The organism is Rickettsiella massiliensis 20B (assembly GCF_000257395.1).
In the GTDB taxonomy this organism is placed as follows: Bacteria; Pseudomonadota; Gammaproteobacteria; order Diplorickettsiales; family Diplorickettsiaceae; genus Diplorickettsia; species Diplorickettsia massiliensis.
On record NZ_AJGC01000001.1, the window covers coordinates 1 to 24,315 of the forward strand.

At 40.0% G+C, this 24,315-nt stretch carries 34 protein-coding genes, 4 tRNA genes and 5 pseudogenes; 38 read left to right on the forward strand and 5 right to left on the reverse strand.

Annotation, left to right across the window (positions count from 1 at the left end; all coding sequences use genetic code 11):
• Together S3O_RS17630 and S3O_RS0100010 are read left to right on the forward strand one after the other, a co-directional pair.
• Positions 1-366: hypothetical protein (locus S3O_RS17630; protein ID WP_010596990.1), on the forward strand; the 366-nt coding region annotated here is incomplete at its 5' end.
• A complete protein-coding gene (locus S3O_RS0100010; protein WP_010596991.1) occupies positions 363-629 on the forward strand; it encodes a V-type ATP synthase subunit I domain-containing protein in 267 nt (88 codons plus the stop codon). The genes S3O_RS17630 and S3O_RS0100010, both read left to right, overlap by 4 nt.
• A gap of 102 nt (positions 630-731) precedes the next feature.
• On the opposite strand, the gene S3O_RS0100015 is transcribed toward S3O_RS0100010, so the two are convergent.
• Positions 732-941 (reverse strand): hypothetical protein, encoded by a 210-nt coding sequence (locus S3O_RS0100015; protein WP_010596992.1) that lies wholly within the window; start codon positions 939-941, stop codon positions 732-734.
• The gene (locus tag S3O_RS0100020; protein WP_010596993.1) at positions 925-1,206 is read right to left on the reverse strand and encodes a cytidine/deoxycytidylate deaminase family protein; all 282 of its coding nucleotides are present in this window, start codon (positions 1,204-1,206) and stop codon (positions 925-927) included. Before S3O_RS0100020 ends, S3O_RS0100015 begins: the two co-directional genes overlap by 17 nt.
• A 30-nt stretch (positions 1,207-1,236) precedes the next feature.
• Here S3O_RS0100020 and ruvB point away from each other — a divergent pair, with 30 nt between their 5' ends.
• The 30 genes and pseudogenes from ruvB (at position 1,237) to S3O_RS0100155 (ending at position 17,178) form a co-directional block, all read left to right on the forward strand.
• Positions 1,237-2,313, forward strand: a complete 1,077-nt coding sequence (gene ruvB, locus S3O_RS0100025; protein WP_235776172.1) for a Holliday junction branch migration DNA helicase RuvB — start codon at positions 1,237-1,239, stop codon at positions 2,311-2,313.
• 125 nt (positions 2,314-2,438) lie between these two features.
• A complete protein-coding gene (tolQ, locus tag S3O_RS0100030) occupies positions 2,439-3,137 on the forward strand; it encodes a protein TolQ (protein WP_029463547.1) in 699 nt (232 codons plus the stop codon).
• Entirely contained in the window at positions 3,124-3,381 is a 258-nt protein-coding gene (locus S3O_RS19260; protein ID WP_268869389.1) for a biopolymer transporter ExbD, read from the forward strand. The genes tolQ and S3O_RS19260 overlap by 14 nt, the downstream gene beginning before the upstream one ends.
• A gap of 17 nt (positions 3,382-3,398) precedes the next feature.
• On the forward strand, positions 3,399-3,578 hold the full coding sequence (locus S3O_RS19265; protein WP_268869390.1) for an ExbD/TolR family protein: 180 nt from the start codon (positions 3,399-3,401) through the stop codon (positions 3,576-3,578).
• 3 nt (positions 3,579-3,581) lie between these two features.
• A complete protein-coding gene (locus tag S3O_RS0100040; protein WP_010596996.1) occupies positions 3,582-3,959 on the forward strand; it encodes a cell envelope integrity protein TolA in 378 nt (125 codons plus the stop codon).
• Positions 3,898-4,482 (forward strand): cell envelope integrity protein TolA, encoded by a 585-nt coding sequence (tolA, locus tag S3O_RS10170; protein ID WP_192805832.1) that lies wholly within the window; start codon positions 3,898-3,900, stop codon positions 4,480-4,482. The genes S3O_RS0100040 and tolA overlap by 62 nt, the downstream gene beginning before the upstream one ends.
• Positions 4,483-4,536: 54 nt before the next feature.
• On the forward strand, positions 4,537-5,289 hold the full coding sequence (gene rlmB / locus S3O_RS0100050; RefSeq protein WP_010596998.1) for a 23S rRNA (guanosine(2251)-2'-O)-methyltransferase RlmB: 753 nt from the start codon (positions 4,537-4,539) through the stop codon (positions 5,287-5,289).
• 67 nt (positions 5,290-5,356) lie between these two features.
• Positions 5,357-5,587, forward strand: a complete 231-nt coding sequence (locus S3O_RS0100055; RefSeq protein WP_010596999.1) for a hypothetical protein — start codon at positions 5,357-5,359, stop codon at positions 5,585-5,587.
• Positions 5,588-5,636: 49 nt separating this feature from the next.
• Positions 5,637-6,116, forward strand: coding sequence for a tRNA adenosine(34) deaminase TadA (tadA, locus tag S3O_RS0100060; RefSeq protein WP_268869391.1), 480 nt, complete (start codon positions 5,637-5,639; stop codon positions 6,114-6,116).
• Positions 6,117-6,270: 154 nt separating this feature from the next.
• Positions 6,271-6,360: transfer RNA gene (locus tag S3O_RS0100065), tRNA-Ser, on the forward strand.
• Positions 6,361-6,391: 31 nt separating this feature from the next.
• Positions 6,392-7,051: a UvrY/SirA/GacA family response regulator transcription factor gene (uvrY, locus tag S3O_RS0100070; RefSeq protein ID WP_010597001.1), complete on the forward strand. Its 660-nt coding sequence runs from the start codon at positions 6,392-6,394 to the stop codon at positions 7,049-7,051.
• Positions 7,052-7,200: 149 nt separating this feature from the next.
• Positions 7,201-7,494 (forward strand): hypothetical protein, encoded by a 294-nt coding sequence (locus S3O_RS0100075; protein ID WP_010597002.1) that lies wholly within the window; start codon positions 7,201-7,203, stop codon positions 7,492-7,494.
• 61 nt (positions 7,495-7,555) lie between these two features.
• Positions 7,556-8,374 (forward strand): GIY-YIG nuclease family protein, encoded by an 819-nt coding sequence (locus S3O_RS18330; protein ID WP_010597003.1) that lies wholly within the window; start codon positions 7,556-7,558, stop codon positions 8,372-8,374.
• 61 nt (positions 8,375-8,435) lie between these two features.
• The gene (locus S3O_RS18335; RefSeq protein WP_010597004.1) at positions 8,436-8,714 is read left to right on the forward strand and encodes a hypothetical protein; all 279 of its coding nucleotides are present in this window, start codon (positions 8,436-8,438) and stop codon (positions 8,712-8,714) included.
• The gene (locus tag S3O_RS19270; protein ID WP_010597005.1) at positions 8,684-9,064 is read left to right on the forward strand and encodes an excinuclease ABC subunit C; all 381 of its coding nucleotides are present in this window, start codon (positions 8,684-8,686) and stop codon (positions 9,062-9,064) included. The genes S3O_RS18335 and S3O_RS19270 overlap by 31 nt, the downstream gene beginning before the upstream one ends.
• A gap of 25 nt (positions 9,065-9,089) precedes the next feature.
• Positions 9,090-9,475: pseudogene (locus S3O_RS19275) on the forward strand (hypothetical protein).
• 29 nt (positions 9,476-9,504) lie between these two features.
• Positions 9,505-9,570 (forward strand): annotated as a pseudogene (locus S3O_RS18345) (hypothetical protein); the annotation flags it as partial.
• A gap of 203 nt (positions 9,571-9,773) precedes the next feature.
• Positions 9,774-10,323, forward strand: a pseudogene (gene pgsA / locus S3O_RS12875) (CDP-diacylglycerol--glycerol-3-phosphate 3-phosphatidyltransferase).
• A 38-nt stretch (positions 10,324-10,361) separates the two neighbouring features.
• Positions 10,362-10,437 (forward strand) — tRNA-Gly (locus S3O_RS0100105).
• A gap of 166 nt (positions 10,438-10,603) precedes the next feature.
• Positions 10,604-10,674: transfer RNA gene (locus S3O_RS0100110), tRNA-Cys, on the forward strand.
• Positions 10,675-10,784: 110 nt separating this feature from the next.
• Positions 10,785-11,108, forward strand: a complete 324-nt coding sequence (fdxA, locus tag S3O_RS0100115; protein ID WP_010597008.1) for a ferredoxin FdxA — start codon at positions 10,785-10,787, stop codon at positions 11,106-11,108.
• Positions 11,109-11,180: 72 nt separating this feature from the next.
• Entirely contained in the window at positions 11,181-11,858 is a 678-nt protein-coding gene (gene tsaB / locus S3O_RS0100120) for a tRNA (adenosine(37)-N6)-threonylcarbamoyltransferase complex dimerization subunit type 1 TsaB (protein WP_010597009.1), read from the forward strand.
• A gap of 63 nt (positions 11,859-11,921) precedes the next feature.
• Positions 11,922-12,110 carry a Trm112 family protein gene (locus tag S3O_RS0100125; protein ID WP_010597010.1) on the forward strand — a complete coding sequence of 63 codons (189 nt, stop codon included), beginning with the start codon at positions 11,922-11,924 and terminating at the stop codon, positions 12,108-12,110.
• Positions 12,111-12,188: 78 nt separating this feature from the next.
• Positions 12,189-13,208, forward strand: a complete 1,020-nt coding sequence (gene pheS / locus S3O_RS0100130) for a phenylalanine--tRNA ligase subunit alpha (protein WP_010597011.1) — start codon at positions 12,189-12,191, stop codon at positions 13,206-13,208.
• A 1-nt stretch (position 13,209) separates the two neighbouring features.
• A pseudogene (gene pheT / locus S3O_RS14865) lies at positions 13,210-14,328 on the forward strand (phenylalanine--tRNA ligase subunit beta).
• Positions 14,319-15,569: a phenylalanine--tRNA ligase subunit beta gene (locus S3O_RS14875; protein ID WP_010597014.1), complete on the forward strand. Its 1,251-nt coding sequence runs from the start codon at positions 14,319-14,321 to the stop codon at positions 15,567-15,569. Before pheT ends, S3O_RS14875 begins: the two are co-directional and overlap by 10 nt.
• Positions 15,569-15,960, forward strand: a pseudogene (locus tag S3O_RS12885) (integration host factor subunit alpha). Before S3O_RS14875 ends, S3O_RS12885 begins: the two are co-directional and overlap by 1 nt.
• Positions 15,938-16,014 (forward strand) — tRNA-Pro (locus S3O_RS0100145). The pseudogene S3O_RS12885 and the gene S3O_RS0100145 overlap by 23 nt, the downstream one beginning before the upstream one ends.
• Positions 16,015-16,361: 347 nt before the next feature.
• On the forward strand, positions 16,362-16,817 hold the full coding sequence (locus tag S3O_RS0100150) for a universal stress protein (RefSeq protein WP_010597016.1): 456 nt from the start codon (positions 16,362-16,364) through the stop codon (positions 16,815-16,817).
• 136 nt (positions 16,818-16,953) lie between these two features.
• Positions 16,954-17,178 (forward strand): DUF378 domain-containing protein, encoded by a 225-nt coding sequence (locus tag S3O_RS0100155; RefSeq protein WP_010597017.1) that lies wholly within the window; start codon positions 16,954-16,956, stop codon positions 17,176-17,178.
• A gap of 106 nt (positions 17,179-17,284) precedes the next feature.
• Here S3O_RS0100155 and S3O_RS18350 read toward each other — a convergent pair whose 3' ends face one another.
• A complete protein-coding gene (locus tag S3O_RS18350; RefSeq protein WP_235776174.1) occupies positions 17,285-18,043 on the reverse strand; it encodes a DNA recombination protein RmuC in 759 nt (252 codons plus the stop codon).
• The gene (locus S3O_RS18355) at positions 17,998-18,507 is read right to left on the reverse strand and encodes a PspA/IM30 family protein (RefSeq protein ID WP_050816811.1); all 510 of its coding nucleotides are present in this window, start codon (positions 18,505-18,507) and stop codon (positions 17,998-18,000) included. Before S3O_RS18355 ends, S3O_RS18350 begins: the two co-directional genes overlap by 46 nt.
• 34 nt (positions 18,508-18,541) lie before the next feature.
• On the opposite strand from S3O_RS18355, the gene S3O_RS0100165 reads away from it, so the two are divergent.
• The 6 genes from S3O_RS0100165 (at position 18,542) to S3O_RS16860 (ending at position 23,918) form a co-directional block, all read left to right on the forward strand.
• Positions 18,542-19,993: a hypothetical protein gene (locus S3O_RS0100165; protein ID WP_192805833.1), complete on the forward strand. Its 1,452-nt coding sequence runs from the start codon at positions 18,542-18,544 to the stop codon at positions 19,991-19,993.
• 23 nt (positions 19,994-20,016) lie between these two features.
• A complete protein-coding gene (locus S3O_RS0100170; protein ID WP_029463550.1) occupies positions 20,017-20,388 on the forward strand; it encodes a lytic transglycosylase domain-containing protein in 372 nt (123 codons plus the stop codon).
• Between the two features lie 367 nt (positions 20,389-20,755).
• A complete protein-coding gene (locus tag S3O_RS10200) occupies positions 20,756-21,352 on the forward strand; it encodes a sensor histidine kinase (protein WP_010597020.1) in 597 nt (198 codons plus the stop codon).
• Positions 21,353-21,928: 576 nt separating this feature from the next.
• A complete protein-coding gene (locus S3O_RS0100180) occupies positions 21,929-22,837 on the forward strand; it encodes a hypothetical protein (RefSeq protein WP_010597021.1) in 909 nt (302 codons plus the stop codon).
• 282 nt (positions 22,838-23,119) lie between these two features.
• A complete protein-coding gene (locus S3O_RS0100185; RefSeq protein ID WP_192805834.1) occupies positions 23,120-23,377 on the forward strand; it encodes a hypothetical protein in 258 nt (85 codons plus the stop codon).
• 214 nt (positions 23,378-23,591) lie between these two features.
• The gene (locus tag S3O_RS16860; protein WP_010597023.1) at positions 23,592-23,918 is read left to right on the forward strand and encodes a histidine kinase dimerization/phospho-acceptor domain-containing protein; all 327 of its coding nucleotides are present in this window, start codon (positions 23,592-23,594) and stop codon (positions 23,916-23,918) included.
• Positions 23,919-24,082: 164 nt separating this feature from the next.
• Here the strand turns inward: S3O_RS16860 and S3O_RS16865 are convergent, their stop codons facing one another.
• The gene (locus S3O_RS16865; RefSeq protein ID WP_156792654.1) at positions 24,083-24,259 is read right to left on the reverse strand and encodes a hypothetical protein; all 177 of its coding nucleotides are present in this window, start codon (positions 24,257-24,259) and stop codon (positions 24,083-24,085) included.
• Between the last annotated feature and the right edge of the window lie 56 nt (positions 24,260-24,315).

The window sequence follows — 24,315 nt, forward strand, 5'->3', positions numbered from 1 at the left end:
CTTGAGAAAGAACATCGTGAGTGTAAAGATAAAATTACAAAAGAAGAAGAACGGTGTCGAAAAGAACGAGAACAATTAGAGAAAGAGAAAAAAGGTTTAGAAGATCAATTAACCAAGCTTGAGAAAGAACATCGTGAATGTAAAGATAACGTTTCAGATGATCCGGATCTAGAAACTCTTAAAGTTAAATATAAATATTTAAAAGAAGAAAAAGATGATCTATATACAAAATTTAAGCTTTGTGAGAATGAAAAAAATCATTTAGCGAATGAATTATCTGAAGCTAATGGCAGGATAACTGATTTGGAAGTAGAATGTGATCATTTAAAGGACAAATTACGAAAATTAAAAAGGAGTAATGCATGACAAGTAAACACAGTATAAAAGAAAATTATTCAGCTGAATTACAGCAAATTCAAGAAAAGATAAGCCAAGTTCAGTTAGATCAATTGGATTTAAAAAGAAAATTAGCTGATTCTAAACGAGAGTTCGAACTAGAAATAAAAAGTAAAGAAAAATTGACTCATACATTACGGGAAATAGAAAGTAGAATTAATCAACTTGAAAAGGAAAATAAAGATTTAGATAAAGAGTTAATGGCAGCTCAAACTAATTTGAAAGAAAGCTAATTTAATTAAGTAAAAATTGAAAAAAGTAAAAGAAGGCTTACACCAGCATTCTGTGAAAATGAATTGATCTAGTTTATATTAATCAGGAACTTACTATTATTTTTATAAGTTTAGCTGATAAAAATCAGTGATTTTATTGGATAAAATACCTTGAGCAGGATGATTTTTACCGATTTTTTCTTGATGATTTTTAGCAGCTAAAAATAATTGATTTGTTTCGGTCTCATAGATGGGGCCAATGAGATCAATGTGATGATTTAGGCTAGATCGTTCAACTACTTCTTGTGCAGAAATATTAAAATAGACTTCCAAAACAAACACGCTTAATTTCTAAATCATGAGCAACTTTAGCCCAATGAATAGCGCTTTGTGATAAAACATCAGGCTCTGCGGTAGAATAAAGGTTGAGTTTGCCGAGCTGAGGTTTATCTTTTTTCATGATTAACGCGTGAATCGCTAATGCCTCTGCATGAAATAAAGGAGAAATATGTGTGCAGTCGGCTGCTTTGCAGAGAATGAGCCCCTCTTCATTTACATGGTGCTTGCCAAAGCAGTCTTTCTCAGACGATAATGCCAAGTAAGTCTATTGATTATAAGTCGATACATGATATCACCCTCTGAGCGCCTGATTACTCCACATAAATTAGCCGATGAAGATAAAGCGATACGGATTCGTCCTTTAAAGTTAGCGGATTACTTAGGGCAGCCTTCTGTTGCCGAGCAAATGAATTTATTTATTCATGCCGCACGTGCGCGTGGCGAAGCATTGGATCATGTATTGATTGCGGGCCCCCCTGGCTTGGGTAAAACAACGCTGGCGCATATTATTGCGCATGAAATGGGCGTTGCGCTGAAACAAACCTCTGGACCGATTTTAGAACGAGCCGGCGATCTCGCGGCCCTGCTAACCCATTTAGAACCCAGAGAAGTGTTGTTTATTGATGAAATTCATCGTTTAACACCGGTCATTGAAGAAATTTTGTATCCCGCCTTAGAAGATTATCAGCTTGATATTATGATTGGCGAAGGGCCGGCTGCACGTTCGATTAAACTGGATTTACCACCGTTTACCTTAGTGGGTGCAACCACTCGTGCTGGACTGTTAACTTCACCGCTCCGCGATCGCTTTGGTATTCTCCAACGCCTCGAATTTTATAGCATTGAGGATCTTTGCCGGATCGTTACGCGTTCGGCTAATATTCTTGGTGTGAGTATTGACACCACTGCGGCATTGGAGATTGCAAAACGAGCCCGCGGAACACCGCGTATTGCTAACCGTTTGTTGCGTCGAGTTCGAGATTTTGCCCAAGTGAAAGCCGATGGACAGATAAAAGGTTGTTTGGCTGCGCAAGCGCTTGACTTACTGGAAGTCGATAAACAAGGGTTTGATCAACAAGATCGGAAATTACTCCTCGCGCTGATTGAGAAATTTGACGGCGGGCCAGTTGGTTTAGATAGTTTAGCCGCAGCGATCGGAGAAGAACGAGACACGATCGAAGAAGTGATTGAACCGTATTTAATTCAGCAAGGTTTTATCGTTCGGACAGCACGAGGTCGTTTGGCGACGCGAAAAACGTATCTTCATTTTGGTTTGACTTTCCCTGCACATTTACATACTCCCAAACAAACAACCGCCGAAGCGTTGGCGACGAGTGCTTCTCAGTATACAGTCAATGGTGAGTAAATCGGTTCATGCTGTAAAAAGATCAAAATTGAGTCAACTATCAAAACTATTATAAAATAGAATCGATTACTGAATGATTAAATTAATGATCCTTGTTTTATTGATCAGATAAACCGGAGTCTTTTATGCCGAGCGTTGACCCTTCGTTGTGGAGTTATTTCTCACAAGCCAGTCTCGTAGTGAAATGTGTGATGTGTCTATTATTATTGGCTTCTATTTTATCTTGGTCAATCATTATTCAGCGCGGAATGGGTTTGCGCCGAACACAAGTGGCATTGAAGCAGTTTGAAAATCGATTCTGGTCCGGTATTGATTTAGCAAAACTGTATTCAGAAATTAATCGTGAGAATAGCGGTACAGAAGGCGTTGCTAAAATTTTTCACGCCGGTTTTCGCGAGTTTGTTCGTTTACATAAACAAGTCGGTGATATCCCACCGATTATGATGGAAGGGCTACAACGTGCGATGCGTATCGCCTATAATCAACAACTGAGTCATCTGGAAAAACATTTAGATGTATTAGCGACGCTTGGCTCAACCAGTCCCTATATCGGGTTATTCGGAACGGTCTGGGGAATTATGAGTTCATTCCAGGCATTATCCGCTTCACAACAAACGGCCACGATTGCCATGGTGGCGCCGGGGATTTCTGAAGCGTTGATTGCTACGGCCATGGGGTTATTTGTTGCGATCCCGGCGGTTATTTTTTACAACCGCTACGCAAACCAAGTCCAACAGATACTGTATCAGTATCATACGTTTCAAGAAGAGTTTTCTAATATTTTACATCGTCAAATTCATGGGAATGTACATGCACTCGCTTAAACCGTCTCCCCGATTTCGAAAAGGGCCTCTCGCTGAGATTAATGTTGTGCCTTACATTGACGTTATGCTCGTGTTATTAGTCATTTTTATGGTGACAACACCACTCTTGTCACAGGGTATTCAAGTGAATTTACCAAAAGCCTCTGCTCAAACCATTGCGCGATCCCAAGAGCTGATAATCGTATCGGTCGATAAACAAGGGCGTTTTTATTTAAATACCACAACTCAGCCAGAAACACCTTAGATGAACGCGCGTTGGCGATGCAATTGAATCAGCAATGGCATGCGCTACCGAAGGACAAACCACAACAAGCCTTTGTAAAAGGCGATGCCGGCGTTAGTTATGGCAAGATTATTCAGGCGATGGTGATTTTACAAAACGCGGGGGCCGTTAATATTGGCTTATTGACCGAGTCACCGCCTACTTTACCTCGAACTTAGTCAATGAACTGGCGTCAACGACGACCCATTGATGACAGTAATTATCGTTTTGCAGTCGGAGTCGCTTTCTTATTGCATGGTTTGTTATTCATGGTTTTTTTTGCGATTTCACCACACTTAAAACCACGCGCCATGCCCTCGCTTGCAGCGCCGGCGATCATTCAAGCGATGGTTGTGAGTGCGGCACAATTGAACCAAACAAAACCGGTGCCACTTCCGCTACCTAAAGTGGAAAACCGTCCTCAACCAGTAACCGCCAAGCCCCAAACTGAGACAGTGCAGGTTTCTAACAGTCCAATCACCTGGCCTGAAAAAAAAAGTGCCACCTTTACTCGTAAAAAAGACAGAGCCACCTGCGCCGGTCAAAAAAATACCGTCTAAGACAGTAATAAAAAAAGTACTGAAGCTAAAAAGTGTGCTTCCCAAAAAGCCTATCTTACATAAAAATTCACATTCGCAAAGTAAACCGATTATCAAAAAAGTCACACCACCAAAACCGACTCCACCGGCTTCGTTAAAAGCGGTCCAACAAAATGTGCAACAACTTTTGCAACAAGAAATTAACCACCTTACACAACAGCAGCAGAAAATAGCCCAACAAAATGCTGCGCTCACTGAAAAATATCGCCAGCTTATTTTACAATCGATTGCGCAACGTTGGATTGTTCCTCCGGAGCTTGATCCGCATCTAGAAACCAAACTCCGAATCCAGCTTGCTCAGGGAGGGATGGTTTTAGCAGTGATTATAGTCAAAAGTAGTGGTAATCCCATTCTCGATCGATCGGCCCAAACCGCGGTTTATAAAGCGTCTCCTTTGCCTGTTCCGAAAAACAATGCATTATTTACGACATTTCAATATATTAATTTAACGGTACGTCCAGAAGGCATATTAACCCCTTCTTAAACGCTGATATCTAGAGACTCAAACAATTTCGGCTTTTTTACCTAGGGAACTGATATGAAAAAACAATCCATTATTTTTGGCTTCCATGCCGTTGCGGCCGTGCTCGCCAGTGCACCGGAACGAATTGTAAAACTTTATCAACAGTCGGATATGGATAATAAACGTTTACAAATCCTTCTTGAACAAGCACAGCAAAAGCAGATTAGGATTGAAGCGGTCGATAAACAACAACTCAATGCTTGGGCCCAAGGTGAACGTCATCAGGGAGTGCTGATTGAAGTGTTGCCCCAGTTATTACAAGATGAAGAAGCGTTATTTAATCAATTATGGCAATCTGAAAAACCACCTTTTCTACTTTTACTCGATGAGATTCAAGATCCTCATAATTTAGGCGCGTGTTTACGTTCTGCGAATGGCGCGGGGGTCGATGCGGTCATTATCACTGCGGATCGTTCTGCAGGATTAACGCCTGTTGCGCGTAAGGTGGCTGCCGGCGCGGCCGAAACAACTCCCGTGATTACAGTCACTAATCTTGCCAGTACGCTACGCCGCCTTAAAAAAGCAGGAATTTGGATTTTTGGTTTAGCCGGAGAAGCGGCTGAACCGATTTATCAAATTGATCTCACTGGACCGATTGGTTTAGTGTTGGGCGCAGAAGGGAAGGGGTTACGCCGTTTAACTCGTTCACTTTGTGATCAGCTTGTCGCGATTCCCATGGCAGGTAGCGTATCAAGCTTGAATGTGTCGGTCGCCACGGGGATTGCTTTGTTTGAGATCGTACGCCAACGCCAGCGGCCGAAAAACTAGATGTCAACATTTAGTCTCCATAGTAACTATGTTAAAATAAGAAGGCGTCTTTTTAAAGGAGAAACCTATGTGTCGCCGATTATTTCCCGCTATCGTGATTGGCCTTGCTGTGTTGATGGCTATCGCGGCGAGTGTCGCTAAACAGGATTATGTCGATTATATTGTCGTGATTTCACGTTTTTTTGACATCATGTTGCCTGTTTTAGCGGTGGGTGCACTGATTAAATATTTGAGTGGTTCGAGTCTAAAAAAAGAGGGTGGTTGTGGTTGTAAACACAGCAAACAGGATCAAGATTAAGGCATTTCTCATCATTAACTATTTATTTTAAGGGGGCCTTGTTTACATTGTGACTTCAATCTCTGACCCATCCGATCAGGATAGGGAAGCAATGTCGCATGCGCTTTCTTGTGCAAAAAAAGCTCAACTAATGGGCGAGGTCCCGGTCGGAGCCGTGGTCATACGGGAAAATAAAATCATTGCAGCGACGTATAATCAAACGATTACATCCTGTGACCCCAGTGCGCATGCTGAAGTACAAGCACTACGTCAAGCCGCACAGCAGCAGAAAAACCACCGTCTTGTGGATGTGACCCTTTATGTGACCCTTGAACCTTGTTTGATGTGTCTCGGTGCAATGATTCAAGCACGAATTCAACGTTTAGTGTTTGGTGCGTATGACACGCGCTGTGGCATACTGAGTCAACAAGCATCTAGTTTACAGGATGTTCGTTTAAATCATCGGTTTCAAATAACGGGAGGAGTCTTAGCAGAAGAAGCCGCGCAAATACTAAAGAATTTTTTTTACAACGTCGTTAAGTTGACTTGAGTTTTTTCTTTAAAAAAAGACAATGTGTTCAGATGTGCGGCAATGCTTTTTATTGACTAAGAATAAAATAAGAAAAAAGCATTTTCAGTTTTTAGCTGAAATTGGTATAGTCCACATCTGAAGATGCTTTGTGCTAATATACTACATACGGAACGGAGAGGTGGCTGAGCGGTTGAAAGCGACGGTCTTGAAAACCGTTAAGGGGGCAACTCCTTCCAGGGTTCGAATCCCTGCCTCTCCGCCAAAGTAGCATTGACAAGAGGAGTAGTCATGCCATGATTAGTGTTGTCATTGTTGACGATCACGTGTTAGCTCGATTGGGCATGAAACGTTTGTTAGAAGGAGAAGATGCTAAAGACATTAAAGTTGTCGGTGAGGCGGAAAGTGGCGAAGCGGCGATCACCTTAGTTAAAGACACCAAACCAGATATTGTCTTAATGGATATTAAAATGCCGGGGATGGGTGGTTTGGACGCAACTCGGCGGTTAGTTCGAGTTAATCCCAAAATTAAAATTATTGTTGTCACTGTATTTGGCGATGCACCGTTTCCTGTCCGTTTGGTGCGAGCCGGAGCTTCCGGATATATCACTAAAGATACCTGTGCAGAAGAACTCGTGACCGCGATACGTAAGGTTATGGGGGGGCAAATTTATATCACACCTGAAATTGCACAAAAAATGGCGCTTCGTCAAGTGACGGATGCATCGAAGTCACCGTTTGCGAAATTATCAGAACGCGAGTTACAAGTGATGTATATGGTGACGCGAGGTATTAAAGTGAATGAAATTGCGAAAAAGCTCTATTTAAGTCCTAAAACAGTGAATACGTATCGCTATCGGTTGTACGAAAAACTGAATGTTCATAATGATGTCGAGTTGACACATCTTGCATTACGCTACGGTTTACTTGAGGGAGAAGGGTATTCCGAAAAATAAGTTGTCCGTGCGCTTTAGCGTAAGTGTGTATTATGCACTATCCTTAGCTTAACTGATCTTCAGATCAGTGCTGTTTTACCCTGCATGACACGTTTTGTGGAATAGGGAGTCATCAGACAGCCATCTTGTTGTTAAGTTAAGGAGATTTTATGCGACACTTAAAACAGTTTTTTTCTGTTTTCTTCAGTTTAGTAGCCAGTCCAAGTTTTGCTCAGGATGCCACGTGTTGTGAACGCCTGCAGCAGGAAATTAAAGTGCTTAAAGAACAACAAGATAAACTGTTTCGTAATTTACAACAAGATGAAAAAATTGAGAAACAAGGTCTTGGGTTTATGGAGCGCTTAATGGAGCTACTGTCGGGTAAGTTTCCTGAGCTCAAAGATATGAGAGAAAAATTGCAAAAAATAAAAGAAAATTATGATGCACTGAATAAGCAAATTTGAGTTTTTGGAAAAACCGCGTCAATAAGATAGGCGCACTTTTATTTGAATAAGCGCCACGTGTGTGGCGCTTTCTTATTTTAAAACGTTCACCTATTGCTCAAGAAATGTTTCTCATAAAAAAACTATACTCGCTCGAGAACGATTTATTTATCGTTTAACGGGCGATAGATGTAGATTAAATTTTTCTCGAATCGCGTTTACTTCAATGATAGATCGCATCATGAAACGAAAAAATAAAGTCAATATGTTAAAAGATCAAGTCGCTTTAATAAGTAGTGCGCCAGGCGTTTACTTATTACTGAACGATCAAAAACAAGTTTTGTATGTAGGGAAAGCACGTAACTTAAAAAAGCGACTTTATAGTTATTTTCGTGAACAAAAAAGTCGACGTATAGCGGCCTTGATGCGGCAAGTCACTGCGATCGAAACCACCACGACTGGAACTGAAAATCAAGCGCTTCTCCTTGAAAGTAATTTAATAAAAGAACTCAAACCACGTTATAACATTTTACTCCGCGACGATAAAAGTTATCCTTATTTAATTTTAACAGGCCATCGTTATCCGCGATTAAGTTTTTATCGTGGACCACGACAAAAAACCTATCGTTATTTTGGGCCTTATCCGAGCACACATGCAGTCCGTGAAACATTGAATTTATTACAAAAAATTTTTCGAGTTCGCTCTTGTCAGGATAGTTTTTTTGCACATCGTTCCCGACCTTGTTTGCAGTATCAAATTAATCGTTGTACCGCACCGTGTGTCGGGTTGATTACACCTCAGGCGGATGTCGAGCGTGTCGCGCTGTTTTTAGAAGGAAAAAGTCAGACCTTAATTCAAAATTGTATTCAACAAATGGACGGCGCAGCAAAAAGAATATGAAATAGCGGCGCGTTTACGTGATCAAATCATTGCCTTAAGAAGTATTCAGCAAAAACAAGTTGTGACGCGTCAAGAAGGTGATATCGATATTATTGGTTTAGGGAATCATTTAAATCACTATGCTATTTATGTCGCACAAGTGCGTTCAGGACGCTTACTGGGTGGCAAAAGTTATTTTCCGAAAGTGCCCGATCAAGTAACGAGTCACGAAGTATTAACGGCGTTTATCACCCAGTTTTATTTACAAGCCAATACGCCGCATACTTTGCCGGATGAAATCATTATGCCTCATAAAATAGTGGATTCACTTTGGGTGAGCCAAGCACTTTACGTAAAATAAAACTCTCTGCACCGGTGACAGGTGATCGGCGCCAATGGTTAAATTTAGCAACCGAGAATGCACAACAAGCGCTTGCTCAGCAACGTGCACAGCGCACCCATTTTCGAACCCAACTTGAAGCCTTACAAACCGCTTTGCAGTGGGATAATTTACCGCACCGTCTTGAATGTTTTGATATTAGTCACACGCAAGGCGAAGCTACGGTCGCCGCTTGCGTCGTTTTTGATGAAAATGGTCCGCGTAAATCCGAATATCGGCGCTTTAATATTGAAAATATTCAACCGGGTGATGATTATGCGGCATTAAATCAAGCGCTTCTCAGACGGTATCGTCATCTGAAATTCGTCTGAAGAAAATACACCGGATGTCGTCTTAATTGATGGTGGAAAAGGGCAGTTAAAACAAGCACAACTTATTTTTGAACGTTTACAAATCAGAATGTTGTCTTAATAAGCATCGCAAAAGGTCCAGAACGAAAGCCGGGTGTTGAAACGTTATTTTTATCGGAAGCAAATGGTTTTACGCAACAAATAAAAAAGAAGCAACCAACAAAATTTGGATTACAACGTACACAATTGGATCTTCCGGTGTATTCTCCAGCGCGACTTGCGCTCCAAATCATTCGTGATGAAGCGCATCGTTTTGCGGTGACAGGACATCGTAAACAGCGTGCTCAAAAAAGACGCATTTCTTCTTTGGAACGAATACCGGGTATTGGCCCTAAAAAAGACAACACTTACTCCAACAATTTGGGGGCTTAGTTGCTTTAAAATCGGCCAGTTTAGATGATTTAATAAACGTACCCGGGATTAGCAAAGTGCTTGCTGAACGTATTTATTTTGCTTTAAAAGACTGAGTTTACAGGTTAAACTCAATTAGTTGAGAAAATCACTGGTTAACGGTATTTTCTGTTACAAACTTTTTATTCTGACTCTGATAATGATTGGAGTGTCATTTAAGTTGAGTGAACAGGCTGTGTCTAAAAAAATGTCGATTGAGGCGAGTCTCTTACCAAAATCTGCGGAGGTGCTTACGAATTCTTTACCGCGAACACGCATTTTGAATGTGCCGAATGTGCTTACTTTTTTGCGTATCCTCTTAATCCCTATTTTTATTTTGCTGTTTTATCTTCCCTTTAAGGGGAGTCATGTGATGGCAGCCCTTATTTTTACTTTTGCCGCGATGACCGATTGGTTAGATGGTTATCTTGCACGGAGTTTAGAGCAAATTTCTCGTTTAGGTACTTTTTTAGATCCTGTTGCGGATAAACTGATTGTGGTGACCGCATTGGTTTTGCTGGTCGGTGATCAAGCGCTGCCTTATTTAGCGATCCCAGCAACCATTATTATTGGCCGAGAAATTATGGTTTCTGCTTTGCGTGAATGGATGGCAGAAATTGGTAAACGTGCACATGTTTCGGTGTCATTACTGGGTAAGATCAAAACCGCTGTGCAAATGCTTGCCTTGATTTCTTTACTGCTTTATAAGCCAGGCACCTGGTTGGGTTTTGCATGGATTGGTTAATGTTTTATTATACTTTGCGGCTGTGTTGACCTTATGGAGTATGTTTATTTATTTAAAAGCTGCTTGGCGTGATTTATCTGCTTGACAGACTGAGTGATCCGGTTACAATAGCACCGGTTTCGTGCGGGAATAGCTCAGTTGGTAGAGCGCAACCTTGCCAAGGTTGAGGTCGCGAGTTCGAGCCTCGTTTCCCGCTCCATTATTTATTCAGCGTCATTTTTAAAGGTAAAAATATTTTTTGCCTGAAGAGTGTTTTTTTTAACTCACTGCTTGAAAAATAAAGTTGAGTGAAAAAACAGTGACTCAATAAACAGTGTTGTGTGCGCAACAGCGAAAACGTAAAAATATAAATGCCAATGTCATTTGGCTGGGTGGCAGAGTGGTTATGCAGCGGCCTGCAAAGCCGTGTACGTCGGTTCGATTCCGGCCCCAGCCTGAGTCCGGCTCCGGGCACCAACATTAACAAAATGTGTTAATTTTTTCAGATAATTAGTCTGATTTTTTTGTTTGGCATTTTCGGTTTCAAGCAAATTGAAAGGAAGAGAAATGACTTTTTTGGTGACTGAAAAATGTATTCGTTGTAAATATACAGATTGTGTCGAAGTCTGTCCGGTCGATTGCTTTTATGAAGGCCCGAATATGTTGGTGATTCATCCCGAAGAGTGTATTGACTGCGGTCTTTGTGAGCCCGAATGTCCGGCCAACGCGATTTACTCTGAAGATGATCTCCCAGAAGCTTATCAACCTTTCTTGGTTTTAAATAAAACCCTTGCAAAAAAATGGCCAAATATTACCCAACGCAAAGCACCTCCGCCAGATGCCGATCGGTGGAAAGATCAAGAATCTAAACATCAGTACCTCGAAGAATAACCTATTTGGTTTTCTACGTTTTCCTCGTTAAAGCGCCGCACCGCTATTATTTCAGCAAAATAAAGAAAAAATATGAGTAAGCTCAAAATTTTAGCATTGGATACGAGTACTGAAGCATGTTCGGCGGCATTGTTGGCAAAAGGTAGCGCGCAATCGCGTTATCAATATGCGCCACGTCAACATACTCAGCTCATCCTGCCAATGCTACAATCTTTGCTCGATGATGCACAGATCACCTTAAAACAGCTTGACGTGCTGGCTTTTTGTCAGGGGCCGGGCAGTTTTACCGGGAGCCGAATTGCAGCGAGTATCATTCAAGCGCTTGCTTTTGCTCTGGATAAACCGGTTGTGGGTGTGTCTACCTTACATTGTTTAGCACAAGGTGCTTATCGTACATTACAAGCGACACAGATATTCGCGGCGATGGATGCACGGATGAATCAAGTCTATTGGGGAACCTATGTTTTAGGTGCTCAGAATCTCCTCGAGGTACGCGATCCCGATCAAATTTCGAATCTCACCGCAATAAAACCAGCCTGTTTTGAAAAAGGAGTGGGAGTTGGGAGTGCTTGGCCGGTTTATGGCCTATTTCTAGCAGAACAGCTAAAACAACAGTTGCAGGGATGTGCATTACAACGCTATCCTAGCGCTTACGATATTCTTGCCCTAGCCGAGCAAGCTTATGAACGGGGTGAAGGCGTTTCAGCAGAAAAAGCGTTACCCGTTTATTTAAGAGAAAAAGTCGTGTAAACCGGTTTTCAAGTGGTGTTGCTTGTTTTTTTAAATTCTGATTGGGCGTTATTTGAGGTTTGAATGGATAAATATCTACTGAGTATTCTCGTTTGTCCTTTATGTAAAGGTAGTTTGGTTTATCATAAGCCCGCTCAAGAGCTTATTTGTCGTTTTGATCGTTTAGCCTATCCGATTCGTGATCAAATTCCAATTATGTTCGAAGCGGAAGCGAGAACGATTTCCTTAGAAGAATATGATCAGTTAAGCTAAGGATACATTGACTTTAGGAGCGCGCGTGATGGAAGCCATCCGCCATAACGATAACAATCGTGCCAATTTAGGTTACTTATGACAAAAGATTTACAACAAATTATCCACGACGCGGCACAACAGATTTCGGGGGTTACCCGTTTAAGTGATTTAGAACAATTACGCTCCAGTGTGTTGGGTAAAAAAAGTCCACTCAGTAATTGTTTAAAAACGTTGACTCAGCTCCCTATTGAACAGCGGTCAGAACAGGGCCGTATAGTGAACCAAGCTAAACAAGAAATTGAAGGCTTGCTCAAAGTAAAAATGGAGGAGTTGCAACAAAAAGCGATTGCTGAGCAGTTAGCAAAAGAGACATTGGATGTCACTTTACCCGGGTGTGGTCAGGGCGTAGGTAATTTACATCCGGTGACGCAAACGCGTCAGCGAATTGAACAATTTTTTATGCAAGTGGGGTTTACTATTGTCGAAGGTCCTGAAATCGAAGATGACTATCACAATTTTGCGGCACTCAATATTGCTGAAGATCACCCCGCACGTGCGATGCACGATACCTTCTATTTTGCAAATGGTTTATTGTTGCGTACTCATACGTCACCGGTCCAAATTCGGGCGATGCAGGGCCAAAAACCACCTTTTAGGATTATTGCCCCAGGACGTGTTTATCGCTGTGATTCCGATGTGACGCATACCCCCATGTTCCATCAACTCGAGGGATTACTGATTGATGAAACCGCAAATTTTTCAGAGTTAAAAGGTTTACTTGTTGATTTTTTACAACATTTTTTTGCTAAGGCGGATCTAAAAACTCGTTTTCGAGCCGCGTATTTCCCTTTTACAGAGCCTTCGGCGGAAGTAGATATTCAATGCGTTTTGTGTGAGGGAAGCGGTTGCCGAGTCTGTGGTCAAACCGGTTGGTTAGAAATTTTAGGCTGCGGGATGGTTCATCCGAATGTATTGCAGGAGGCGGGATTATCCCCAGAGAAGTATCAAGGTTACGCCTTTGGAATGGGTATCGATCGACTGGCCTTACTTCGTTATCGTATTCCCGATTTACGGTTAATGTTTGAAAATGACCGTCGTTTTTTAGAGCAATTTTAATATGAAAATCAGTGAACAGTGGTTACGAGAGTGGGTGAATCCACCGATTACCACCGCGCAATTGGCGGAGCAACTTAATCTTGCAGGGATTGAAGTGGCTTCTTTTTCACCGGTAGCGGGTGTTTTTACCGGCGTGATCGTTGGTCGAATTATTGAGGCCGTTCCACATCCAAATGCGACGCGGTTACAGCTTTGTCAGGTTGATATTGGCGCACAAGCTCCGCTAGCAATTGTGTGTGGTGCAGTCAATGCGCGTGCAGGGATTCAGGTCGCTGTGGCACAGATAGGTGCCGTTTTACCAAATGCTATGACGATAAAAGAAGTGAAACTGCGTGGTGTTTTATCACAAGGCATGTTGTGTTCGAGTCAAGAATTGGGTTTACTGATCCCTTCTGAAGGCATTATTGAACTGCCGAATGAAGCCCCGCTCGGTCAGGATTTACGCGTGTACTTACAACTCGATGACCATTGTTTAGATCTTCACTTAACTCCGAATCGGGGCGATTGTTTAAGTATTCAGGGTTTAGCAAGAGAAATAGCCGCCTTAACCGAGCAGGCTTTAATTAAGCCAGAAAAGCCAACGCCTGCAGTGACCCATTCAGATCAATATCCGATTCATATTCTCTCGCAGGAAGATTGTCCTCGCTATCTAGGGCGGGTGATTCGTGGAATCAATCTGCAGGCCGTGACCCCACGTTGGATGAGTGAACGTTTGTCTCGGTCTGGTTTTCGTACCATTCATCCTGTGGTGGATAGTCTAAACTATGTATTGCTTGAGTTAGGCCAACCCATGCAATGCGTTTGATCTCGCCCACATACAGGGTGCACTGACTGTTCGCCGTGCACCTTGCTTGATGGTAAAACCGTCACCTTAGATGAAAAGACTTTAGTGGTTGCGGATGAGAAACAAGTTCAAGCGTTAGCGGGTATTTTTGGCGGACAATCGTCTGCCGTTCACGAAAGTACAACCGATATTTTTCTAGAAAGTGCTTTTTTTTCACCAACTGCGATCAGTGGGCGCGCGCGCCGCTATGGTTTACAAACCGAATCGGCGTATCGTTTTGAACGCGGTGTTGATCCACAGTTAGCGCAACCGGCCTTAGAACGAGTTTGGAAATAGCGGGTGGCCAAGCCGGCCCAGTATTTGAACCGCAACCCGCTCGGTTAGCGATGCCTCCGACTATTTTGTTGCGTCGACAACGGGTCGAGAAACTGCTTGGTATTCCATTCACGCCTGTACAGATTGAAGGGTATTTGCAACGTTTGGGGATGCAAACCCATTATTTAGAATCGGATTCTGCTTGGCAAGTTATGCCGCCTTTGTGGCGGTTTGATCTAAAACAAGAAGTGGATCTTATTGAAGAGTTAGCGCGACTTCATGGTTATCAGTCTATCCCAGTGGTACAGCCGACGGCACAACTTGCTTTTTCACCGTTGTCTGCATCTCGTCAAGCTCGAGAGGCCATTCAATCGTTTCTTGTCGCGCGTGATTATCAGGAAGTCATCACCTATAGCTTTGTTGAGTCTACCTGGCAGTCACATTTTACTGAGCAAAATGAAGCATTAAAGCTAGTGAATCCAATTTCCAGTGATTTAGCAGTTATGCGTGCTAGCCTGTGGCCAGGCTTAGTACAAGCCGCTTGTTATAATCAAAAACGACAGCAAACACGTATTCGTTTCTTTGAAACGGGACTTTGTTTTCAATGGCAAGATGGTCACGTTCAGCAAGTGCCTCATTTAGGATTATTGGTCACTGGAACGGTTTTACCCGAGCAGTGGGGGCCTTCTTGTAAAGAAACGGCAGACTTTTTTGCACTTAAAGCAGATATCAGTGCGTTATTCAAACCATTGGGTCAACTGAATGCCCTCCAGTTTATAAAAGGAAAGCATCCCGCATTACATCCTGGGCAAACCGCACAAATTGTCTATACTGGAAACCGTATCGGTTACATTGGGAGATTGCATCCACAATATCAAGCACAGTTCAATTTGGCTGAACCGCTTTATTTAGTGGAGATTGCGTTGGATAGCTTGGTAAATATTCAACCACACCAATTTCAAACTTTTTCAAAATTTCCTAGAGTGCGCCGTGATCTTTCTTTTTGGTTGGATAGAAATATTGAGGCCGCAGCGGTACTTGAGCAAGCTAAATTAGCCGGAGGGACTTGGCTTGATGAAGTCTATTTATTTGATGTCTATGAAGATAAAAAATATGCAGCCCTCCAGCGAAGTTTTGCTTTGGCGCTTATTTGGCAACATCCTGAACGTACATTGACAGATAAAGAAACTGATCAATCTTTTGAAAAGGTGATAGCGTCGCTCCAAACACATTTTGCAATAAAACTAAGGGAGGCCGAGTGATGACAAAAGTTCTTACTAAAGCCGATTTAGTGACTAGTCTTAAAGAGCAAGAAACTAATTTGAGCGGCGCGTTAGCCGCACAAATTACGAATGCTTTTTTTGAAGAGATTGTGGCAGCTTTAGAAAAAGGTGAAACAGTCAAATTATCTGGGTTAGGTAGTTTTCGTGTGCGAAATAAAAAGCCCGTCCTGGTCGTAATCCAAAAACGGGAGTAACCGTTCCTGTTTCTCCGCGTAATGTCGTGACCTTTCAATTGAGTCAAAAAGTAAAAGACCAGTTAAAAAACTTAAAAAATAGGTTGAAAGTAAAAAAGCGACGGTACGAGGGTTGCGGCAAAAGAATTATGCCATTACAATGGCCGGACTTTACGGGGCGTAGCGCAGCCTGGTAGCGCACCTGCATGGGGTGCAGGTGGTCGCTGGTTCAAATCCAGTCGCCCCGACCATTGGTTTACTTAATTTTCTTTATTCTATATTCCAAAAAATTTTATTTTGAACGTGATAGAGCGGATCACAGTTTAAGTTCTATTTTTTTGTCAATATATCCATTTCGGCCTTGCTTAGAAAAGTGTTATTTTTTAACGAAACGATCCCAGTTCGTTGTTTAGCAAAAAAATAAAATAAAATTCGTTGCTTTATTTAATACGAGGCTTAGTGCTATATTAACCTTCTGTGAGCCCGGTTTTGGGGCTATCTTTCAAAAGCCACTCATCGATAAAAAATACAGGTAAGGAAGCGTTTAAAGCTAGGTTCATTTCCATTAGACTTAACCAAGGGACAAGACAACGTGGCCATGTATAAAAATATTTTAGCAGCAATTGACTTACACCCGGCTTGTGATCAGATTATACTTGCTCGAGCCCATCAACTGACTGGGGGAAGGATTTCATCGGCGAACCTTTCTATTGTACACGCCGTTGAGCATATTAATGCGTATGGTGTTGCGCAGGCTTACCCGGCGGTTATCGATTTAGAAGCGGAAATGCGTTCTGAGGCAAGGAAACAGTTAGCAGAGTTGGCAACAAAGTATGCGATTCCAGAGACGCGGCAGTTTGTTGAAGTAGGCTCACCAAAAATAGTTATTCTTGATAAAATCAAACAACTCAAGGCCGATTTAGTGATAATTGGTAGTCACGGACGTCATGGGATTGGTATTTTATTTGGTTCAACAGCCAGTTCAGTCATTCATCACCTTTCCTGTGATGCGTTAGTTGTGAAAATACCACATGATAAAAACAATCCAATCTAGATAGTTGAACAGGCTTCCAACGGATTTGTTTATCTTCGTTTTTTAAGCTACAGTAAGAAGGTATTTACTCAAGATTGAATAAAAAGAAAGCATTTGTATCTGGATTTCTTATATTTAGCTAAATAAAGGAGTATTTATGTTAAAAAGTCCGAGTGTGTTAGATTGGGTCGCTTTAATTATTTTATTTATTGGTGGTTTAAACTGGGGTTTAATCGGTTTGTTTCATCTTAATTTAATTACAGCGCTTTTTGGGGAGTTTAGCCCGATCGCCAGAATACTTTATATTATCGTTGGTTTATGCGCTATTTACGTTCTATTTAGATCATTTAGCTGCTGTAAAAAACATACGAACATTTCTTAACTTTTTTGAATGGTGTCTCTCTCTCCAGTGATGTGTTTTAGAATAGGAAGATAATTGGCTTCCTCTCTGTTTGTGAGGAATCACTGGAGATTTTCTTTATTAAAAGTTAAAGGCTGGGTGGCTCTTCTATGATGGACTGGGATCCAGCGTTTGGTAGTTCGACTTTTTCAATTTTTTCAAAACGAGCACTGATTTTATCGGCAGAGGTTTTTACTTCTTGGATGTCAGTATGTGCTTGCTGAATATGACGACTTAAATTATCCATACGTAATTTAAATCGGGAAAAATCTTTGGCGAGGAGCGTTAAATGCTGCTGAATGAGATGAATTTGTTCACGAGTCGCAGCATCTTTTAAAATAGCTCGTGCAGTCGTTAAAATAGCCATCATCGTCGTAGGAGAAACCAACCAAACATGACGCCGATAAGCTTCTTCAACTAACTCATAATAGTGAGCATGAATTTCAGCAAACACTGCTTCAGCCGGTATAAACAATAAGGCACCTTCGGCCGTTTCTCCTGGAATAATATACTTACTGGCTACGGCATGAATATGATGGCGGATATCTTGACGAAATTGTGTGGCCGCGGCACGTTGTTCAAGCGTTGATAAACTTGAGTCGGTTAATTTTTTAAAACTTTCTAATGGGAATTTAGCATCAATTGCCATGGGTCCATTGGGAGGAGGGAGAAGCAGTAAGCAATCAACACGTTTTCCATTACTTAAGGTATGTTGTAAGCTAAAATGTGCGGCAGGTAATACATTTTCAATCAAATTTATCAGTTGTACTTCGCCAAAAACACCGCGTGAACGTTTGTCCGCTAAAAGATGTTGTAAACTGACGACGTTAGAGGAAAGTTCAGTAATTTTTTTTGTGCTTCATCAATCAATGCCAGGCGCTTCACTATATCACTAAAGGTGGCGGTCGTTTGTGCAAACCCATCAAATAAACGTTTTTCAACCTGTTGGCTAATCGTATGGAGTTTTTGTTGGGTATTTTCGGTCAGTTTTTCCATTTGCTGACCAATTAATTGTAAACCTTGATAAATACTACTTTGCAAGCGTTCTAGGTTACTTAACTGATGCTGATCAAATTGTTGCCGATAAAGAGTCAACTCACGCAGTAGCTGTTCTTTCGCTTCTAAAGCTTGTCGTTGATCCGCGAGGCGTGCATTTTGTAACTCACTTAATAGACGATTAATATCTGACCAACGATCTTCCATTTTAATCAATTTTTCATGTTGTCGTTCCAGTTTATAGAATTGAAATAGAGTTAAACCGACGAGGCTGGTAAGCAAACCGAAAGTAATGTATATAAAATAAGTAAACATGAATTTTCCTAGCGCAAATTGTAGGCACGGTGGAATGACAAAAGCATACCTTTGGTTGTTCAGCGTATTCCTCAGTTACCCGTTGTGCCTGTCGGCCAATGAGCTGACCGAGCAACGTAAATTATTTTGGCAAGCTCGGCAATCCTTGATTCGTCATAATCCTCACCAATTTGTTCAACTTAAACCGGCGCTCAAGACTTATCCTTTGTATCCTTATCTCCTGTATCTCGAATTAGAACAGCGTTTTGCGTTCCAAAATAGCAAAAAAGTAGATTATTTTTTTACTCATTATTCCGATACGCCGTTAGCGGATAAATTACGTAACCAGTATTTAATGATTCTTTTTGAAAAAGGAGATTATCACAATTTCTTGCGTTATTATCGGCCAAGTAATATTCCTCTCGTACAGTGTGCGTATCTTAAAGCACTCTGGTCAACCCAACAAAAAAAAGAAGCCTATCAAACTTTAGCACACTTTTGGCTCAAATGGGATCGCCCCCCGGCGGCATGCCAAAGCTTATGGCGTCAATGGGAGCGTGGTCGGCATTTTAGTCAATCGATGCTTTGGCAAAAAATGGCGCAAGCGATTCAAACGCGGAATAGGGGGGACATTTGTCATTTAAACTCTTTTTTATCGCCACATCAAAAGGAACAAGTGAATCGTTGGCTTGAAATAAACAAAAATCCGTTGTTAATCACTAAAACGTATCTTTTTCATCCACAAAATAGGTTAGATCATCATATTATCCTCGATGGTTTACAAAGCTTAGCGCGTCAAAAACCCGATCAATTTATAAAATATTGGCCACAGCTGACTAAAAAATATGCGCTGACCGATCAGGAAAAACAACCCTTATTGAGTATGCTTTCAATTACGCTTGCGCGCCAATCCGCTGAACAAAGCCGATACTGGTTAGCGCAGATTAAACCGCATTATGCGAGCCCAGTTTTAAGAGAATGGCGTGTCCGCCAGGAGCTGCGTCATAAAAATTGGAAAAAAGTGCTTTACTGGTTAGATCGCTTAACCAAAAAAGAACAACAATTTCCTTGTTGGCGTTATTGGCGTGCAAGAGCTTTAGCTGAAACACAACACCCTGCGGCCGCACAAGAAATTTACCAAAGTCTTGCTCAACAAGTCGATTATTATGGTATTTTGGCTAGCCAACAACTTAAAAAACAGTATCAGCCACAGACACATCAATCGTTGATTACGACTCAATCGCTCTGTCGTCATCCAGGTATTCAGCGCGCTCAAGAACTGTATTTACTTGGCTTTATGAAGGATGCGCGTAGAGAATGGCAATGGGCTATCGATCATTTACCGCCTCAGCGGCAGCATGCGGCCGCTTATTTGGCTAAAAACTGGGGTTGGTATGATTTAGCTATTATCGGGGCAGCAAAAGCGAATGCGTTTACCGATGTTAAACTGCGCTTTCCATTTGCTTATCGAAACAAGGTCTTAGCGAGTGCTAAAAAAATCATCTGAATCCCGCTTGGATTTGGGCCATTATGCGTCAGGAAAGTGCTTTTATGCCGTATGCGCGTTCGAGTGCCGGAGCATTAGGATTAATGCAGATGATGCCAACGACTGCCAAAACGTTATCAGGTCATCACCCGATTACGCCAGCGGATCTCTTAAAGACTGAAGTGAATATTCAGTTAGGTAGTTATTATTTAAATAAGCTTTTGTCTTATTTTTCGGGAAATCGTTTACTCGCTACGGCGGCCTATAATATCGGACCGACAAGAATTAAAAATTATAAACCACTCTATACTCAGTTGCCTGCTGATATCTGGGTTGAAATTTTGCCTTGGAAAGAAACACGTGAATATATAAAAAGTGTGAGTTTGGCACGCGCGATTTACGAAAAAATACGTTAAAAAATGATTATCTATTTAATATTTATTGCCCATAAATCATTTTCTTAACTAGATTCTGTTTACACAAACAAACTTGTTCTTATATAATCAATTGGTTTTAATTCAAGGGCCGCTGTAATTGATAGAAAAATAATTTTTAAATCACTAAACCCACTCTTTTTAATTTATTGATTACGACATTGAATCAACTCTTTGCTATAACTTTCGATTTTTATTTTTCAAAAAATTTAAGAATTATTTATATTTATCCTACTCTTAAAATAAACTTATTTGAAGAGGTTACCAGCGCTTCTTAATATATCTTAATTTTTTAGATAAAAAATAAGAGGAATCATTAGCCATAAAACGATGGTATTGTAAGTAAAAGATGACAAATTATACTAAAAATGATAATAAATCGGAATTAAAAGATTCATTTAGCAGTGTATTAATTGATTTAAAAAGACAAATGGAATTAATAATCGATATAAATAAACCACTGGCGAATAAAAAAAAGCTCGTATTCACTTTAAATTATGATCAAGCTATTTACCCATACCTTATAGGCGATCCCGATAGAGTACAACGTATTGTATTAGAGTTAATAACGAACGCGCTAAAATTTACTGAACAAGGAAAAGTGACATTAATTGTTCGGCTTATCAAAAGCGATTACCGAGAAAGCATTATAGAAATTGCTGTGAGTGATACGGGTATGGGTATTCCAAAGGACCAACGAGAAAAGATATTTCATCGTTTTAATCGTTTAACTTCTTCTTACAAGGGTACTTATAAAGGAAGTTGTTCTGGTTTAAATATCGTAAAACAATTTGTGGACGACCTACAAGGCGAAATTTTAGTAAAGAGCACAGAAGGAGCAGGTACAATATTAGGCTGCTTTATACCCTTTCAACATGCATTATGCATTAGTAATAGACCCAAGCGGTGTACAAAACCTATTCCTTGTAACTGTCAAATCGAATAATTTATGCACTAAATAATACATTGTTTTTATATAAGATAATATATTAACTTTGTTTTATTGATTTTTTAGACAAGTTTTTGTACGATATAGATATACCTTAACTAAGTACCCTTCTTCTTTAAAGTTGATCATAAACTCCAGTAAAAATATCTCGTGTTTATTTATATTTAAAAATAATAAAATATTGTAAATTTATTTTTTTAATAAAATTATTACCATTTTTTTATATTAACTAGACCTTGATAGGTGATATATTAGGCAATTATAGGCTCTTTTATAAAAATAAAATATTTAAAATGCATAATAAAAAAATAACTCCTTTTTAAAAAAGAAGATTGCTATTATAGGAGCAGGGTGGTACGGAGTACATATTGCACTGATATTGAAAAAAGAGTGCCCATCCTGCAAAGCCACACTTTTTGAAAAAATCTTGATATATTTAGCGAAATTTCGGGAAAGTTTGGCATTAGATTACACAGCGGCCTTCATTATCCCCGATCTGAAATAACAAGAATAGCTTGCCGTAAAGGATTTAATAGTTTTTACTATCATTATCCTGAATTGATAAGGCCGCATTTGTATTCAGTTTATGGACTAGGAATCATAGATGCAAATGGAAATCCATCTAAAGTAGGTAAGGAAGAATTTGATTCTGTTTGTAAGGAGTTTGAAAGTTATAAAGAAATCCAGCCAGATGAATGGGGGTACAATAATTTAAGCTTTGCAGTTGATATTGAGGAACCAAGCCTAGTGCTAGGTGAACCGCTACGCCATTTCTTTATAAAAAAATTAGAAGAAGCCGGTGTAAGATTGTTACGTGAGTTTGATGTGATCAAAGTGAAGAAGCGAATCGATAATAAGCTTGTTGTATCAGGTAAATCAGGAAAAATAAATAATAATCAACGTTTTGTTTTTAATTATGTTATTAATACAACAAGTTATCAAACATTAATACCTGATCCCAGAGGATTATCTTTAAAAATGGAAATTGTTTATCAATCTTGTTTGGCTTTAATGTATGAATATACTGAAAGACCTCTTCCTAATTTACCTTTTTCATTTATTGTCATGGATGGGTGGTTTCCATGTTTAATGCCTTACGATGACCGTACAAATAAAAATGAAATTTTTTCAAAGTATATAATGACTCATGGGAAATGGACAACTATGGGTTCTTATAAAACGGCAGATGAAGCTAAAAATCATCTTCATTCAATTGGTGATGAATTTATTGCTCAACATGTTAAACCCAATTGTGAAAAAGAGATGGAAAGATTTTGGCCTGGATTTAAACAAAAGTTTATTTACATAGAGTGGATTGGGACTGTATTGGCTAAGATCAAAACAGATAAAGAGTTCCGTAGTGCCGTTATTTTTCAAAATAAGAAAAATAAAATGATTTATGTTATTCCAGGGAAAGTGAGTAATATATTTGATGCTGGAGAGGAAGTATTATCTCTTGTTGGGTTGGATAAAAAAAAGTAATTAGAAACGGTAATTATCGTTATGTAGAAGGGGGATCGCTTTTTAAAGCAAAATATGAAATTGCTGAAAAACTAAAGGGTATTTTACAAAATACTTGTGAATTGCAGCCTTATTGAGAAAGCGAGATTAAGCAGATTAAAAAAGCCGAGTTACCTGGGCCTAGATTTTTAAGTCATTACCCGATAAACATTTTATTTCTAGCCATTAAAATTTATCTGAAAACATGAAATGAATTGCCACCTATGATCTTATATTTGATGTATATTTTATGCGCAGATTGATTTGATTTTCTTAGGAATTTTTATGCCTAGTAACCAAAAAAAAGATGCTTTTGATAGTGCATTTATTATTGAACTTTTAAAACGATTGCCTGTCCATGTTTTCTGGAAAGATAGAGAAGGAGAATATCTAGGTTGTAATGATCTTTTTGCACATAATCTTGGTTTAGCTTCTGTGGAAGCAGTGATAGGGAAAACAGATTATGATCTTCCCGTTAAGAAAGAAGATAGTGATGCCTATCGTAGAGATGATAAAAAGTAATGGAATCTCGTGTTCCTAAGCTTAATATTGAAGAAGAGCAAACTTTTCCTGATGATAAAAAATTTATCTATTAACAAATAAAGCACCTATTTTTGATAATAATGATGAAGTTATCGGTATTTTAGGTGTTTATAACGATATAACAGAAAAGAAAAAAGCTGAACAGGCCCTAAAACTCGCTAAAGAAAAAGCAGATCAGGCAAAAACTGAGTTTTTGGAAAACACGCGTCACGATATTCGTACACCCTTATCGGGGATTGTGGGTTGCGCTCATTTGATTCAAACACAAGCAAACAATCCAAAAAAAGTAACGGAATATGCAACAGCTCTTGTGGACTCAAGCAATGCTTTATTGGAGTTCCTAAATAAAATTTTAGAAAGCATACAGGTGGCCACTGGGGAAATACCGCTCTTAAAGAAGAAGTTTTCCTTATATAAAATATTAGACCAGGTCGGGTACTGCGAGCGAAATCGCCTGAAAAGGCCGAAATACTTTATCAAACCTTACTTCAAGTCGCAGAAGAAACTAAAGGGGCAGTAAGAAAAGATATTGATAAAAGCTAGTTATTTTCTAAAAAACTTTCCATAGCTGTTGTGAAGTTTCTGGTTTAGAAAAAATAAGTGTATTCATATTCAATGCTACTTTGATTCAATGCACTTTTTTAGAAGGGGTGGTTGTATATTTAATATTTTTGGTTATTGGTATTAAGGTTGGCAGTAACAAAGCGAGTACCTGTACCAAAGCCTTTTAGCAACACGTGTATAAGGAATATCGTCTTGTGAATAATCGCTACGTAAATAACGTGTGCCAATGCAAAGTAGCTCGCCAATACTAGGTTCAGGAGTAAACAGTCGGATATATTTTGCCGATGTCCCCATCATAATATATCAATCCTTTTTTAGTATTAACGATAGGTAAATAATTATCGGAGCCGTCG